A 13607-nucleotide genomic window follows, 5' to 3' on the forward strand; every position below is an offset into this window, starting at 1 on the left:
GTCCCTTCTCACAACTCAGCCTCCCTGTTCGTTTCAAACTATCTCTCATCCTCTGTAATTTCCCGCCTTCCCATCCCTCTTCTATCATCCCTCTGCGCCCCCCGCCGCTTCCAGATCATCCGGATCCAGAATCAGTTTAATCGCCCAGGGCGGAACCTCTGCATCGCTGTAGTCTTCTTTAAAGAATACAAACGCCGTGTCGTATGCCGGCGGCCTGGACGGAAACGTCCCGTATCCGTCCGTAAAATAGATCAGTCCTTTCAGGTCCGTGAACACTTTTTCACGCGATAAGCGGCTGACATACTCAAAAGCCGGGCGGAAGTCGGTCCCGCCTCCGCCTTTGATTTCCATATGTTCGATAAAATCCTGCAGATCGTTTGCGGATGTAACGGCGCGGTCGCTCTGGATCCGTTCGTCGCACTGGATAACATGGATGTTTACCCTGCGTGCGGCCGACGCCGCCTCGGAGAGCACCGCGCAGGTCTGCTCCAGGAAGCGGCGCACCAGCTCCCCGGAGCACGACATGGAGGTGTCGATCACGATCGCAAATTCTTCAAGCTGCCTGGCCTCGCGCGTTTCCAGGGGTTCGATCAGGGGCATATTTCCATAGAGCCGCATGCCGTAATCGTAGTATATATAGTCAAAGGAATCGAGATCAAGCTGGGGCGTTTCCTTTAACACCGTAAACTTTTTAAGAAATGTCCTGTAATCGTATTTCTCCCTGTTTTCAATCCGTATCTGCTCCAGGAGCTCGCCCGCCTCGTCGGATGCCTGCTTTGAGAATGTCTCAAGCTCTGTCTCCATCGTCTCCCGAAGCGCATCCCACTGATCCTTTCCGCTGACGCCCGCCCTGGGGCTGTTGTCTTCCTCATCCCACAGGGAGTGATCGTCCGCGTAAAACTCTGCCGCCAGCGCGGCGAATGCTTTTTCAGCGGGCGCTTTTTCTCTGATAAAGCGGTACATGCTCTGGGCGTTTATGACCTTTACGCGCTCCCTGGCCTCCTGATAGAGCTGGCGCCTCATAGGCGGGAGCGGACGGCGCAGGCATTTCAAATGCGCGGTATCTATCAGATATTCCACAGCGATATCGCATGCCAGATCCCAATACGCCTTTTCTCTCCGGCCCCCTGCATACATGTGACAAAAAATACAGTGCAGGATCGAATGGAAATAGAGGCGGTTCACGCAGGCGCGCCCTTTAAGATAAAGGCTGGCCAGGGCCTGCGGATGAAAGTAAAAGAGGGAGCCGTCCGTCCCCGCGCCTTTTTTTGAGAAATCCGGCGAAAGCCGGAGCATTCCCAGCGCCCGATCCATGAAGCGCAGATGGAGGTACAGCTCATTTTTTGTGTTTGAAAGAATTTCCAGGCAGACAAGCTTAAGCTTCTCCGCCTGCTCCTGCGCTAAGCCAGCCGGCGTTTTACGTTCCCGTTCCACCTCGTTTTCCCTTCTCCCTTTCCTGCTTTTCCCTCTCCCTGGCATCCCGGACGGCCAGAAAGCCCTCGTCGCCTACTGCCACGCGTATGAATTCCTCCATGGCTTTTGTCAGGTACTTATTCCGTTTTTTGTAAAAATACACCTGGCGGATCGACAGATCCTCGTCCATCTTGTAGTAATAGAGCGGGGCCTCATAGGGCAGGCTTAAGACCAGCCCGTCCGGAAGAAAGGTGGCCCCGACTCCCTTTCCGGCCATATTAAAGGCTGAAACCACCTGATCCGGCTTCAGAATGATATTGGGCGTAAAGTCCTGGCGGCCGCACATTTTCATTGCCCGCTTGTAAATGCTGTTTTCTTCCTTTACGATAATAAACGGCATTTCCCCCAAAAGGGGCAGCGGCAGCGAGGGAAATGTATCTCCCGTGTGGCGTCCGGCCATGATCTCCTGCTCGGTCAGGCGGTACGCCTCCAGCTCGCGGTTAATCTCAAAACTTTTGGGGATCGCCAGGAGGATCCGCTCTGTGCTGTAATAATATTTCTCATAATTTTTGTCATCCAGCTCCGAATTATCGATGATCAGATCCAGCTCCTCTGCCATCAGCTTGTTCGTGAGCTGCGACGTCGTCCCCTCCAGAAGTTCAATCTTGATCTGGGGATATTTCCCCGCAAACTCACCCAGAAGGCCCGGCAGAATAAATGATGTAAAAAAAATGGTCCCCCCCACAGCCAGCTTTCCGGCCAGAAGGCCGTTCAGATTGTTGAGCTGGTTGAGTGTGTTCTGCTCCAGCACAAACAGCTTTTCGATTGCATCAATATACACTTCCCCGCTGGGCGTTAAGCCAATCGGGGAAGTGCTTCTGTCAAATATCGGACTCCCTATCTTTTTTTCCACCTTTTTGATCGCCGTGCTCAGAGCCGGCTGGGTAATATAGAGCTTTTGAGCCGCTTTGGAAAAGCTCTTTTCTTCATATACTGCGTAGACATATTCCTTACCGTCGAACATAACCTCTCCCTCAAGTATTTAATCGGTGCATAAAAAAAAGCAAATAACAATTATGTTTTTATTTATATTTGATTATATACAAAGGATGTTATATAATCAAGTTAAAGAACAGGGAAGAGCAAAATACTGAATCAGGTTTGCAATGTCTGTCCTGTTTCAGACAAGCCTGAACGGCTATTCCAGTTCAAACCGCCTCCGGGCCGGGGGAAAAAGCTGATACGATGCATCCATCAAAAAGCTTACAACCTCTGTGCGGCCGGCCTGGTTTGACAGTTCAATCAGCTTACCCAAGCCGGTTTTCCCCAAAGCCGGTTTCCATATATCGAAATATTCCTCGTGAGCGCGCTCCGTAAAAACCTCGTTCCCCAAACAGTTTACGGCAGCGCGCTCAACCTTTCTGTCTGTTTCCCCCGGTTTTTCCGCAAAGAATCCGCTCACCAGCCATTTCCAGCCGTCCATACTGTTTTCCTTAAAAAGGCATGCGGCCGTCTCCTCCAAATGATCCGCCAGGTATTTCGTATACGCTCTCCCGGCTTCCTCTTCCAGAAACAGGGGGTATCGAAGACGCCCCATGGCCAGCAGCGCGGCCGACTGCGCTGAATTCTGCGCCAGCAGCCAGGGGAACAGCCTGTCATATTCACGGAACAAAAACGTGGTTCCGTCAAACGCATAGCGGTAGCGGTGGCCGCAACCATGCACATGTGTCTCCAGAATGCGCGCCGGCGTATTTTCCACCGCTTCCTCATAATAAGCCGGAAACAAAAGCCTCGCTTCCCCGGCAGGGCAAAGCTTCCCGTCCGAACCCCGCTCCATGCGGCGGTACTGCGCCACAAGCTCCTGGGGGAGCTCTGCCAGCACTTCCTTAAAGCAGGATCGTTCGCCCTCAATTACTTCAATGACGAGCTGCGTAAGCTTTCTGCAGCCTGTAAACGCGCCGGCCCCCACATCCCGCACCCCTGAGGAAAGCGCCAGGCGCTCCAGATCATAGCAATTGTAAAATGCATAGCGGCCAATCCGGCGCACGGTTTTCGGGAGCGAAACGGCCCGAACCGCAAGGCCGCAGAGCGGGGGAAGGTCTGTCTCTGCATGCGCATCCCGGCCTGTCCCTGCATATGCATCCCCGCCTGCCTCTGTATATGCAGCCCCGGCCCTCCCCGCATCCCCGCCGTCCCACCAGCTACCGGCAGGCAGGCTGCGCAGTCCGTCTGAAAATACATAATCGCCCAGCTCTGTCACGTCTTTTCCCCGGATCCGCTCCGGAATAACCGCTTCGCCGCCTGTTCCAAAGCACCGGAGCACACGGATGTTGTCCCCTGTTTCTTCATATAAAATCCGCATCGTTTCACTCTTTCACGGATATCCCGGCCGGATCCGCTGCGTCCACCGCCGCGCCGTCCAGAACACATTCCTTCAGCTCATCCCCCGCATAGCGAAGCTTCAGGGAAAAGAAATCGTCCCGCTCCAGCAAAAGCCTGTGGAAAATCCGATCGCCCTCCCAGAGGTTTAACTGAAACACGTCCTCTTTTTTCACCCATTTCAGCACGCCTTCCCCGCATTCCGACAACTCTCCCGTAAATCCGTCCGCTGTAAACAGGCACATATATTCGGACGGCCAGCCCTCGGCAATAAAAGTCACGATCCCGCGGAACTTCCACGAGGTCAGCGTAAGTCCCGTTTCCTCCTTTGTCTCGCGCAGAAGGCATTCCTCCGGGCTCTCACCCGGCTCAAAATGGCCCCCCACGCCGATCCATTTCCCCTGATTGACATCCTTTTCTTTCTTAATGCGGTGCATCATCAGGTAACATCCGTCTTTTTCAATGTAACAGAGCGTTGTCAGCTCTGATTTTCTTTTTTCAGGCATCGGTTTAACCCCTTTTTTTATCTTGTTGTATTGTATATAACCTTGTATTGTATTTAACCGTTCAGATAGCCCGGGCGGCTGCCTCAAAGCACGTATTCGTGATCGATCGAAACCTCTGCCCGGCAGCCCTCCCATTTCTCACTGACGCGCCGTTTGATCTCCTCTGCCAGCTCTTCGTCCGAGCGCTCGGTCTGATACGGGGCTACCGCGTCGAATGCCATCTCCAACTGGTCTTCCCCGGCTGTCATACGGAAATCATGGATCGTAATATCGCTGTGGATCTGCTTCACAATCTCTTCCACCCCGCGCCGGATCGCGGCCGACTCCTCATTGGCTGTCTCGATGGGATCCATGTGGATCACGGCCTCGCAGCCCAGCCGTTCCTTCAGCTCCTTTTCCGCCTGATCAATCACGTCATGAAGCGCAAATATATTTCCGTCCCCGGATACCTCCCCGTGCAGGGAAATCATCAGCCGCCCCGGGCCGTAGTCATGAACCACCAGATCATGGATCCCCAGGATCTTTTTGTGTGCCAGTGTGATGGCGTAGATCTCATCAATCAGCTCCTGCTTCGGCGGCTGCCCCAAAAGCGGGCTCAGCGTGTCCCTGGCCGCGGTGTATCCGGTATAGAAGATAAACAGCGCCACCAGCACGCCGCACCAGCCGTCCACATATATCCCGGTGTAGCGCATAATCAGCATGCCAAACAGCACCATCAGCGTCGCCGCGGCATCGCTTAAGCTGTCCGCCGCCGTGGCCCGCATGGCCGTTGAATCAATCCGTCTCCCGATCGCCCGGTTATAACTGCACATATACAGCTTCACCGCCACAGAAGCAGCCAGAACGCCGATCGCTGCCGGACTCGCATCCACCGCTGAGGGCGTCAGAATCTTTCCCACCGAAGATTTGGCCAGCTCGAAACCCATGAGGATAATAACCGCCGCCACCGCGAGCCCGGATATGTATTCAATCCTCCCATGTCCGAACGGGTGCTCCTTATCCGGCTTCATGCCCGCAAATTTAAACCCGATCAGGGTAATCAGCGACGATCCCGCATCGGATAAATTATTAAATGCATCTGCCATAATAGCAATAGAACCGCACAGAAAGCCCGTCAGATATTTCCCCGCAAAAAGGCAGAGATTTAAGCCTATCCCCACCACGCTGCAGAGCGATCCATAACGCCTGCGCACCGCGGGATCTTTCAGATCACCGCTGTTTTTGATAAAACACTTTGCCAGTAATGTAATCAACCTGTCGCCTCCATACCCGCGCATACGCCGCTTTCATGATTTAATCCTTCACACTGCCCGAACCTCGGTCCGCCAGCGCTTCCTTTTCCTTTTTCGTCATGCGCTTGATCGCCGCCTCGCGCCGCATGGCCTCTTCCTTTGTGTCAAAGACTTCAAAATAGACCAGCGAAACCGGCCTGCGCCCTCTTGTGTATTTCGCGCCTCTGCCCGCATTGTGGGCCTCCACACGCTCGGCCAGATGGTTTGTCCACCCGCAGTAGAGCGTAGAATCCGCACAGCGCAGAAGATATGTATAATTCATGTCTGTTCTCCCGATTATGATGACAGGGCGGCGGCATCCGTACCCTTTTATGCTGGAATAGTTCCTCTCATGCCGGAATATGTATATGTAACGGTAACAACACCTTGCAATGTGCCATTACCGCTCGGGGCTCTCTCTGACCGGCGCCTCCCTGGCAGTTCCAAAATCAGAAGGGTTCCGAATCTATTTCAAGCATCGGCCGGATGCGCTATGCTGTTACAGGGTTCCGTCCGGCGGATGAACCGTAACGTGATACCTTCCTCTGCTTTCGTTATACTCTATTATATGGATTTTCTCCTGAAATGCAACTTTCATCCCGGCATTTTTTTCCGGTTTATCAGAGTTTTTTCAAACACGCTCTGGGCAGCGGCTTCCTGCTTACAAATATTCAGAGGAATTTCATAGCCAAACCGTATAAAGCAATCCCGGGAACGCCTATTTTGCAAGCGTTTCCGGGATTTTATATATTTACCGTATTTGTCTCCGGTTATTCTATCCCTGCATGAACTTCATTCTATAATTATCTGACACTTTTAATAAGCTGGAATTTAGCTGGAAATTAAGTTCGTTGAGCACTACCATATTCGGCGGTATTGGCGTCTCACTGTCCACCAAGCCTTCTGATGTCCGAATCAGCACAGTAAAACTACATTTCTTTCTTTTTCCGGCATTGTCAAGTAAATCAACCGCCTCAAAAAAACTTTCATATGGTTTTTGTATTTTTACAGCAACAGGAGCATTTAAATAGAATTTCCTCAGGAATCCATCGATCCCTTTATTTCTCTGTACCACATCACATCCCAGCATATGAAGTATTGCTAATTCCTCATCTGTTTTCGTTTTATATGCGTTTGCTCCAACCTGCAGCAATCGGGATACGCTCTTAACCGGCGCCTCTAATCTCCGGTTACATAACTCAACAGCGCTGGAATTTTTATCAACGCCTGTAAATCTTCTATTTAATATCTTTGCAGCCACCAGCGTCGTTCCGCTTCCACAAAATGGATCGAAAACAGAGTCTCCCTCATCTGTACTTATTTTAATGATCTTTTCAAGCAATTCAACCGGTTTTTGCGTCGGATAACCCGTTCTTTCTCTCGCTTTCGGATTCAGGAAGGGAATTTCCCACACATCTGACAAAGGCACCCCCTTTTTCTCTTTAGCTATAACAATATCTCCTTTTTTATCATATTTATAGCTCGCCTTTCCTGCGCTGTTCCGCACCCTCTCCTGCAAAATCTGATCGACATTGGTAGTATGTGAATATTCCGTATACATCGTATTAAACTTAAAATTGTCTGTCTTAGAATAAAAAAATATAGTCTGATGACCAGAAAGCAATCCTTTTTTAGCATTAGACCATCTTTTATATGCCCAAATAATTTCACTTCTAAAATTACTTTCTCCAAACTCATCATCTAAAATAATTCTCAAATAGTGGGAAGCAGAATCATTACAATGTAAAAAGACGCTGCCTGTTTTTTTTAAAACTCTTTTTATTTCTTTAATGCGAATTCTCATATATTCAAGATACTCGCCTCTTGTATCCCAAATATCAGAAAAACGATATTCATTTCCATCGGAATCCTTCATACACTGAATTTTTTGAGAATAAAAGGGAGGATCTAGATATACCATATCAACAGTATTATCCTCTATTTTTCTCATTACATTTAAACAATCATCACAAATTACCACGTTTATCCTCACTCCCTGATATGATCTTAATTATACTGCACGGAGAGTATAATTACAAATGAATTTCCTATAAATCTCTCCTGACTGACTGCGGGGATTCGCCTCGTGACAGCTAACAAGGCCCAGGGTTCGACGGATAAAATCATTCCCTGTCTGCAGGACAGTATTTTAAAATGAACATTGCGTTTGCAGCGCTTACAAAGGATGAATATAATCAGAAGACGGCTGTATATCCCTCAAATCCTGATAAACTGTTTGCGGAGGGAAAATTTCTGGAGACTGAGATAAAACAGTAATTGGGGAACTGAAGTACAATGTTGAAAAACTGTTCCATGTGAGGAGTAAAGCAGCGCTGACACCTCGAACCAGCTTGGTCCGAAGCCGGAATTTCCTGCTTACACAGTTGCGCTTTTGTCTAAATACGTATAAAATTATATAAAAATGTACATTTTGATTTTCGTCAACGCAGTACACATTTTATGAAAGACAGTAAACTATATACATTAAACGTTCGTGATTTATGCAAGCAAACCAAAAAGCAGATATAGACTTCTACTACTCTCTTTTACGTGCATGAAAAGAGAGGAAGCAACCAACCTAAGGAGGTATAATTATCACTGGAAAGGAGTAAAAAATGGAATGGATAGAAAAATTAAATAAAACAATTTCTTATATCGAGGAACATCTTGCAGAAAAAATCAGCTATGATGAGCTTGCACACATAGCATGCTGCTCTACGTACCACTTTCAAAGAATGTTTGCATATATGGCGGGTATTCCACTTTCAGAATATATCCGCCGCAGGCGAATGTCTTTAGCTGCTATCGATCTGCAAAGCGGAACTGAAAAAATTATTGATATTGGTATGAAATATGGGTATTCCTCCCCGACCGCATTTAACAGGGCATTTCAAAGTGTGCATGGCATAGCGCCGTCAATGGCAAAAAAAGGAGGAACGCCTATGAAATCTTATCCCCCTATCAGCTTCAAAATAACCGTAAAAGGAGTAGAGGAATTGAATTATCGAATTGAAGAAAAAGCGGCCTTTCGCATTGTGGGAGTATCTCATCCGCTGGATAAGGAAATAGAAAACAATTTCGCAGCCGTACCGCAAATGTGGCAAAATGCAGCTATAAACGGCACATTAGAAAAGATTACGCCGCTTATGAATAATCAGCCTATGGGCGTCTTAGGCGTAAGTGTTTGCAATGACAAAGAAGAGTGGCGATATTTCATAGCTGTATCTTCGTCCGCTGATACCGGCAATTCCTTAGATGAATATACTGTTCCTGCCTGTACATGGGCCATTTTTAGCGGAACCGGTACAGGTGTATCAATTCAGGAATTAGAACAACGCATCATAACAGAATGGCTTCCAACATCCGGATTTGAGTTTGATAACGCTCCTGATATAGAGGTCTATCTAAATCCCGACCCCAATAATATGCAATATGAAGTTTGGCTGCCAATCAGAAAAGTTTGAATAGAGTGTAAGATAATCTTGATCACGCACGATTTTAACTGTTCATAATCATCCGACATGAATTTTGAACGGATGGCACAACGAACAGTAACCAAGGCATCCGAAAGCCCAAAAAGGAACTTTAAATTTTTATTGACTTTGTTTCTCCTACATGATATTATTATGGTATAAAAAGGGCGGCGGTACTACCGCCACCCTGGGACATTCAATGATTGCTTATGCAATCATCTTCTGACCCGTCAGATGCCGGCAAGCTAGCTGATGGGTCTTTTTCTGTCCACTCCTTATGACGCTGTATGTAAGATTTATACTCTTTGGCTAATGATACGAAGCCTGCTAAGATACTTACTACACAGCTTAGGATTTCGAGAAAAAGCATATCCTCACCCTCCCTTCTTTGGTGTTTACACACCTGTGGCGCAAGCCTAAGCCATTAAGCCTGTCCCAAAGGTGTGTAACTTCCAAAAGCAAGGAGTATGCCGCCTGTCTGCCTCTGATTCTATTATCATAGCTGATTTTGCTGAAAATGAAAAGGAAAATTTGCTTTTAATACTGTAAATACTGTAAAGTAGCATCACTAATGAAAATGCTTTAAGGCACATTCTTTCAATTTTACGGCCAAGGAGGACGACCTGTGCGCTGGGTTAAAGAACGATTTACGCAATACCAAATTCTGTGGATACTGTTATCCCTATGTATATTGAGCGTTTTGTCCTCATGTAATGAAAAGACCTCTGTTACTTACAACACATTTCCTGTTGAACAAGCCCGAGTAGACGATTTCACATCCTCAAAGGAATGTTACTGGAATTCAGGGGGCATTACGTTCCAAAATGGCAACCGACAGGTTATTCTTTTAGAGCATGATCCGGATGCCATGTGCGTTGTCACATTGCAAAGCCTGGATAAGGTTTCCGTATCTGCATTGAGCGCCATGTATGTATACGGTAATAACGAAATCATAACAGACGGGATACATCTGCAGGCGCAAAAGCACTCCGATGATATCGCCGCCCAGTTTTTGCCTCCGGAAATCTCGGATATTATACGATCCGAATGGAAAGAATTTCTTGCATATTGGGAAAATCCTGTGAGATGTGAGGGAAACCGTATTCAGTGGAGCGGCGGCAATGAAGATTATACGATTCAGATAAAACTGTCGAGGACCGATGCGGATACTCCGTGGATGCTGGAGAATATCGTCGTTTACACAGAAGAATTTAAACAGATTCACCGACAGGAAATCAGGGAAATTATTCGAGGTTATCCGAATTTCAGGGAATATGGATCAATTGCAGAAATGGAAACCGATCTGCGTCTTCAAGATGAGGAATGCTATGGAGCTGTCAATGGGGAAATCAGCGCTTTGGAATTTCATACAGAACTTCCTTATCCGGATTTTTTATATGCATATCCGAATTTTTTGTCTTCACAGAATGGATATGCCTGCGGGGTACTCAGCGATACCACAGAATGCCTTAAAGTGTGGTGTTCGCCGGGGATTGGGAGTATAGAAAATGAACAGATCTATTACTTTCATTATCTGCCTGGGGAGATTCCGGTTATCTATATTATCTCGTAAATGGGGGATATATATATAAGCAAGGGAAAAATGGCGGGGTATTACGTTGCTGATGTTATACCCCGCTTTGTTGTGAATGAAATCTGCACTTTCTTATAGACCATATGAATTGTTTGGAATACATTATTTATCGTTAGCTGTTCCTTTAACTATTACTCTATTATATAGCATTCATGTAACTTCTGTAAATTTCTATGGAGCTACTTCCCAGTCACCAAGAGGTTTACGAGCCGTGAAATTATATAATCTCCTATATAGTACATTATCAATTACTTTATACTGGTAGCCTATATCATCCACCCGTACCTCAATATCTGAGTTTTCCGCTTGAACATAGCTAATATCTGTAGATGCCAAGGCTACTATAGACATCAAGTTAAACGAAACCATTGCTATTATGATATAAAAAAATAATTTTCTTTTCATTTATATTCTCCTTGATATATTGGTAGTTCTTTAAAATCCTCATGAATATTAGGAGTAGTACAGACACATTCATTGTTTATATATAATTTGTAATTAGTACCATCCCATATGTAGTAGGATGATTCTTCATCTCCATAAAATATCTTATGACGAGTTACAGGGCGAGAGCAACAGCAAATCCAACCAGAAGGCAATGCTTGAAGATTATACGGAAAAGAACGATTTTACGGGCATACGCCACTTTACCGATGACGATATCTCCGGCACGAGCTTTGAGCGTGAGGAATTGCAAACCATGCTTGCAGAAGTCGAAAAGGGAAATATCGGAACAATCATTGTGAAAGACATGAGCCGACTGGGAAGAAAACGAAATGGAGGGAGGAAGAAATTTAATGTGAAATTTATTGTAAAGACAGGCGATTTTTTGTATAATTAAAGTGTGACAGGAACAGGATATATCGTATCTTGTGTCACAGATTTTTAGAAATTGAGGTGGTAAGGTGTCGGACGATATAAAACAGACGCAGGAAGTTAAGGCAAAACGTACAGCAAAAAACAGTGTGTTTTTAGACCTTTTTCAAGATAAAAGGAATTTGCTGAAACTGTATAAAACATTACACCCAGAGGATACGGACGCAACAGAGGACATGTTGGATATTGTAACGATAGACAATGTTTTGACAGATAATCTCTATAACGATTTGGGCATAATGGCAGGTAACAACAGATTGCTTTTGTTGTTGGAAGCGCAATCGAGTTGGACGGTAAATATTTTAATCAGAATACTTCTGTATTTAGCACAGAGTTACCATGAATATTTTGAGCGAACCAGTCAGAGCCTGTATAAGAGCAAGAAAGTAAAAATGCCAAAGCCCGAATTATATGTGATATATACAGGCAACAAAGGCAGAAAACCCGATATCATATCTTTATCGCAAGAGTTTTTTGACGGTGCAGATATTGATATTGAGATAAAAGCAAAAGTCATATATGAGAGCGACAAGGATAATATAATCAATGAGTATATTGTTTTTTGCAAAGTTTTTAACGAGCAGATAAAAGAGCATGGAATGACGAAACAGGCGGTTACAGAAACAATCCGTATATGCAAGGACAGGAACATCTTAAAACAGTATCTAAGCAGCAAAGAAGTGGAGGTAGTAACGATTATGATGAGTTTATTTGATGACGAGCAGATTATGAGGACTTATGCGAAAGACATTGAAAAAGAAACTGAAAGAAAAGCAGCAGAGAAAATGATAAAAATGGGAAAACTATCACTAGAAGAAATTGGTTTATGTGTGCCAACTTTATCATTTGACGAGTTAAAGGAACTTGAAGCCGAGGTTATGCAGTTAGCGTAATCGACAAAACAATTTAATACTATAATTGAGCAAATTTCAATTTTTACCAAAGTTGCTTTAAATACCTTAAAACTAAAGACACCATACCTTTTTTGTGTATACTGTTCTTGCCTAAAAACTATAATCTGCAAAGGATGATGTCTTATAGAAAACAGTATATACCATTCCGCATTGCTTTACAACTGCTTTAAAAAGTTAAATTTATGCCGTATCTTTCCCCAGACCGCTATGAAGCATATCATGGCCATACTAATATCCGTCTTTTCTCTTGGGTACCATGGGAAAACTATCGGTTTTGAAAAATACAGCCCCTGTCACCGTACTACGGTTGCACATTTCCTCAATAAAGGAAAATGGGATGACGCCACTCTGGAAGATATACCAAAAAGTACCGTCATCCAGTTCATCTATAAGGAAGCCTGGCAGTCCAGAAAGCCTGTGTTCTGCATCGTGGATGACACCATCTCCTCAAAGGCAAAGCCTTCGTCACGGGCTTTGCACCCGATTGAAGATGCGTATTTCCACCAGTCCCATCTCAAGGGGAAGCAGGACTATGGACATCAGGCCGTAGCCGTCATGCTCTCCTGCAATGGCATAGTCCTTAATTATGCCATCGTCATGTATGACAAATCCAAATCAAAAGTTAAAATCGTACAGGACATTGCGGATGAACTGCCCGTACCGCCAGTTGTCTCCTATTTTCTTTGTGATAGCTGGTATACATGCGGCAGCATCATGGATGCCTTTATCAAAAAGGGCTTCTATACTATTGGGGCACTGAAGACAAACCGTGTACTGTACCCCTGTGGCATAAAGCAGAAAGTAAGTGAGTTTGCCCTTCATCTACGGAATACAGACCGTTGTGCCGAGGTTCGGCGGTTCCGGCTATTTCATGCCCCGCTGCCTCTGTCCCTGCCAGCAGAAGGCACAGGAGGAACGGAAAGCCATGGAGGAACAGTAAACGGTAGATAGTGCGTACCTCGACTATGAGGGCAAAGTGTGTGACAATAGACTATATTTCTATCATGAGTATCAAAAGTTAAGCCTGAACTTTTGATACCGTTATGCGGAGGTAAGTCTATGAACTCAGCAACAACAGCAATGGCTGTACAATACCGTTTACAAGAGTGGGCAGAGCAGATCAGGGAATGCCAGAACCGGCCCGCAGGCATGAGTGTCATTGATTGGTGTGCCAGCCACGG

12 protein-coding genes and 1 pseudogene are annotated in these 13607 nt (G+C 46.0%); 5 read left to right on the forward strand and 8 right to left on the reverse strand.

What is annotated here, in order from left to right; genetic code table 11:
• Nucleotides 1-84 precede the first annotated feature (84 nt).
• The 7 genes from NFS31_RS21250 to NFS31_RS21280 form a co-directional block, all read right to left on the reverse strand.
• Nucleotides 85-1434, reverse strand: coding sequence for a vWA domain-containing protein (locus tag NFS31_RS21250; RefSeq protein ID WP_251499656.1), 1350 nt, complete (start codon nucleotides 1432-1434; stop codon nucleotides 85-87).
• Nucleotides 1418-2437 (reverse strand): LysR family transcriptional regulator, encoded by a 1020-nt coding sequence (locus tag NFS31_RS21255; RefSeq protein ID WP_251499659.1) that lies wholly within the window; start codon nucleotides 2435-2437, stop codon nucleotides 1418-1420. The genes NFS31_RS21250 and NFS31_RS21255 overlap by 17 nt, the downstream gene beginning before the upstream one ends.
• A 174-nt stretch (nucleotides 2438-2611) precedes the next feature.
• Nucleotides 2612-3775, reverse strand: a complete 1164-nt coding sequence (locus NFS31_RS21260) for a leucine-rich repeat protein (RefSeq protein ID WP_251499662.1) — start codon at nucleotides 3773-3775, stop codon at nucleotides 2612-2614.
• 4 nt (nucleotides 3776-3779) lie between these two features.
• Nucleotides 3780-4298 (reverse strand): NUDIX hydrolase, encoded by a 519-nt coding sequence (locus tag NFS31_RS21265; RefSeq protein ID WP_251499665.1) that lies wholly within the window; start codon nucleotides 4296-4298, stop codon nucleotides 3780-3782.
• Between the two features lie 83 nt (nucleotides 4299-4381).
• Nucleotides 4382-5551 (reverse strand): cation diffusion facilitator family transporter, encoded by a 1170-nt coding sequence (locus NFS31_RS21270; protein WP_251499669.1) that lies wholly within the window; start codon nucleotides 5549-5551, stop codon nucleotides 4382-4384.
• A 40-nt stretch (nucleotides 5552-5591) separates the two neighbouring features.
• Entirely contained in the window at nucleotides 5592-5852 is a 261-nt protein-coding gene (locus tag NFS31_RS21275; RefSeq protein WP_251499671.1) for a GIY-YIG nuclease family protein, read from the reverse strand.
• A 492-nt stretch (nucleotides 5853-6344) separates the two neighbouring features.
• Nucleotides 6345-7550 carry a DNA methyltransferase gene (locus NFS31_RS21280; RefSeq protein WP_251499674.1) on the reverse strand — a complete coding sequence of 402 codons (1206 nt, stop codon included), beginning with the start codon at nucleotides 7548-7550 and terminating at the stop codon, nucleotides 6345-6347.
• A gap of 634 nt (nucleotides 7551-8184) precedes the next feature.
• Between NFS31_RS21280 and NFS31_RS21285 the strand changes: the two genes are divergently transcribed.
• Both NFS31_RS21285 and NFS31_RS21290 read left to right on the forward strand, forming a co-directional pair.
• Nucleotides 8185-9033, forward strand: a complete 849-nt coding sequence (locus tag NFS31_RS21285; RefSeq protein ID WP_251499677.1) for an AraC family transcriptional regulator — start codon at nucleotides 8185-8187, stop codon at nucleotides 9031-9033.
• A gap of 877 nt (nucleotides 9034-9910) precedes the next feature.
• The gene (locus NFS31_RS21290; RefSeq protein ID WP_251499681.1) at nucleotides 9911-10615 is read left to right on the forward strand and encodes a hypothetical protein; all 705 of its coding nucleotides are present in this window, start codon (nucleotides 9911-9913) and stop codon (nucleotides 10613-10615) included.
• A gap of 192 nt (nucleotides 10616-10807) precedes the next feature.
• Here NFS31_RS21290 and NFS31_RS21295 read toward each other — a convergent pair whose 3' ends face one another.
• Entirely contained in the window at nucleotides 10808-11041 is a 234-nt protein-coding gene (locus NFS31_RS21295; protein ID WP_251499684.1) for a hypothetical protein, read from the reverse strand.
• A gap of 118 nt (nucleotides 11042-11159) precedes the next feature.
• On the opposite strand from NFS31_RS21295, the pseudogene NFS31_RS21300 reads away from it, so the two are divergent.
• From NFS31_RS21300 to NFS31_RS21310, 3 genes and pseudogenes are all read left to right on the forward strand, one after another.
• A pseudogene (locus NFS31_RS21300) lies at nucleotides 11160-11405 on the forward strand (recombinase family protein); the annotation flags it as partial.
• A gap of 136 nt (nucleotides 11406-11541) precedes the next feature.
• Complete coding sequence (locus NFS31_RS21305; RefSeq protein WP_251499689.1) at nucleotides 11542-12405, forward strand: hypothetical protein; 864 nt, start codon at nucleotides 11542-11544, stop codon at nucleotides 12403-12405.
• A gap of 240 nt (nucleotides 12406-12645) precedes the next feature.
• Entirely contained in the window at nucleotides 12646-13377 is a 732-nt protein-coding gene (locus NFS31_RS21310; protein WP_331482799.1) for a transposase, read from the forward strand.
• The last annotated feature ends 230 nt before the right edge of the window (nucleotides 13378-13607 follow it).

Origin of the sequence: Otoolea muris (genome assembly GCF_943193115.1) — a bacterium.
GTDB lineage: Bacteria > Bacillota > Clostridia > Lachnospirales > Lachnospiraceae > Otoolea > Otoolea muris.

Bases quoted from the DNA above. Each gene is read 5' to 3' on its own strand.
- NFS31_RS21265 (WP_251499665.1), bottom strand. From the start codon at position 4,298: ATGCCTGAAAAAAGAAAATCAGAGCTGACAACGCTCTGTTACATTGAA.
- NFS31_RS21255 (WP_251499659.1), bottom strand. From the start codon at position 2,437: ATGTTCGACGGTAAGGAATATGTCTACGCAGTATATGAAGAAAAGAGC.
- NFS31_RS21290 (WP_251499681.1), top strand. From the start codon at position 9,911: ATGTGCGTTGTCACATTGCAAAGCCTGGATAAGGTTTCCGTATCTGCA.
- NFS31_RS21310 (WP_331482799.1), top strand. From the start codon at position 12,646: ATGGCCATACTAATATCCGTCTTTTCTCTTGGGTACCATGGGAAAACT.
- NFS31_RS21285 (WP_251499677.1), top strand. From the start codon at position 8,185: ATGGAATGGATAGAAAAATTAAATAAAACAATTTCTTATATCGAGGAA.
- NFS31_RS21275 (WP_251499671.1), bottom strand. From the start codon at position 5,852: ATGAATTATACATATCTTCTGCGCTGTGCGGATTCTACGCTCTACTGC.
- NFS31_RS21260 (WP_251499662.1), bottom strand. From the start codon at position 3,775: ATGCGGATTTTATATGAAGAAACAGGGGACAACATCCGTGTGCTCCGG.
- NFS31_RS21295 (WP_251499684.1), bottom strand. From the start codon at position 11,041: ATGAAAAGAAAATTATTTTTTTATATCATAATAGCAATGGTTTCGTTT.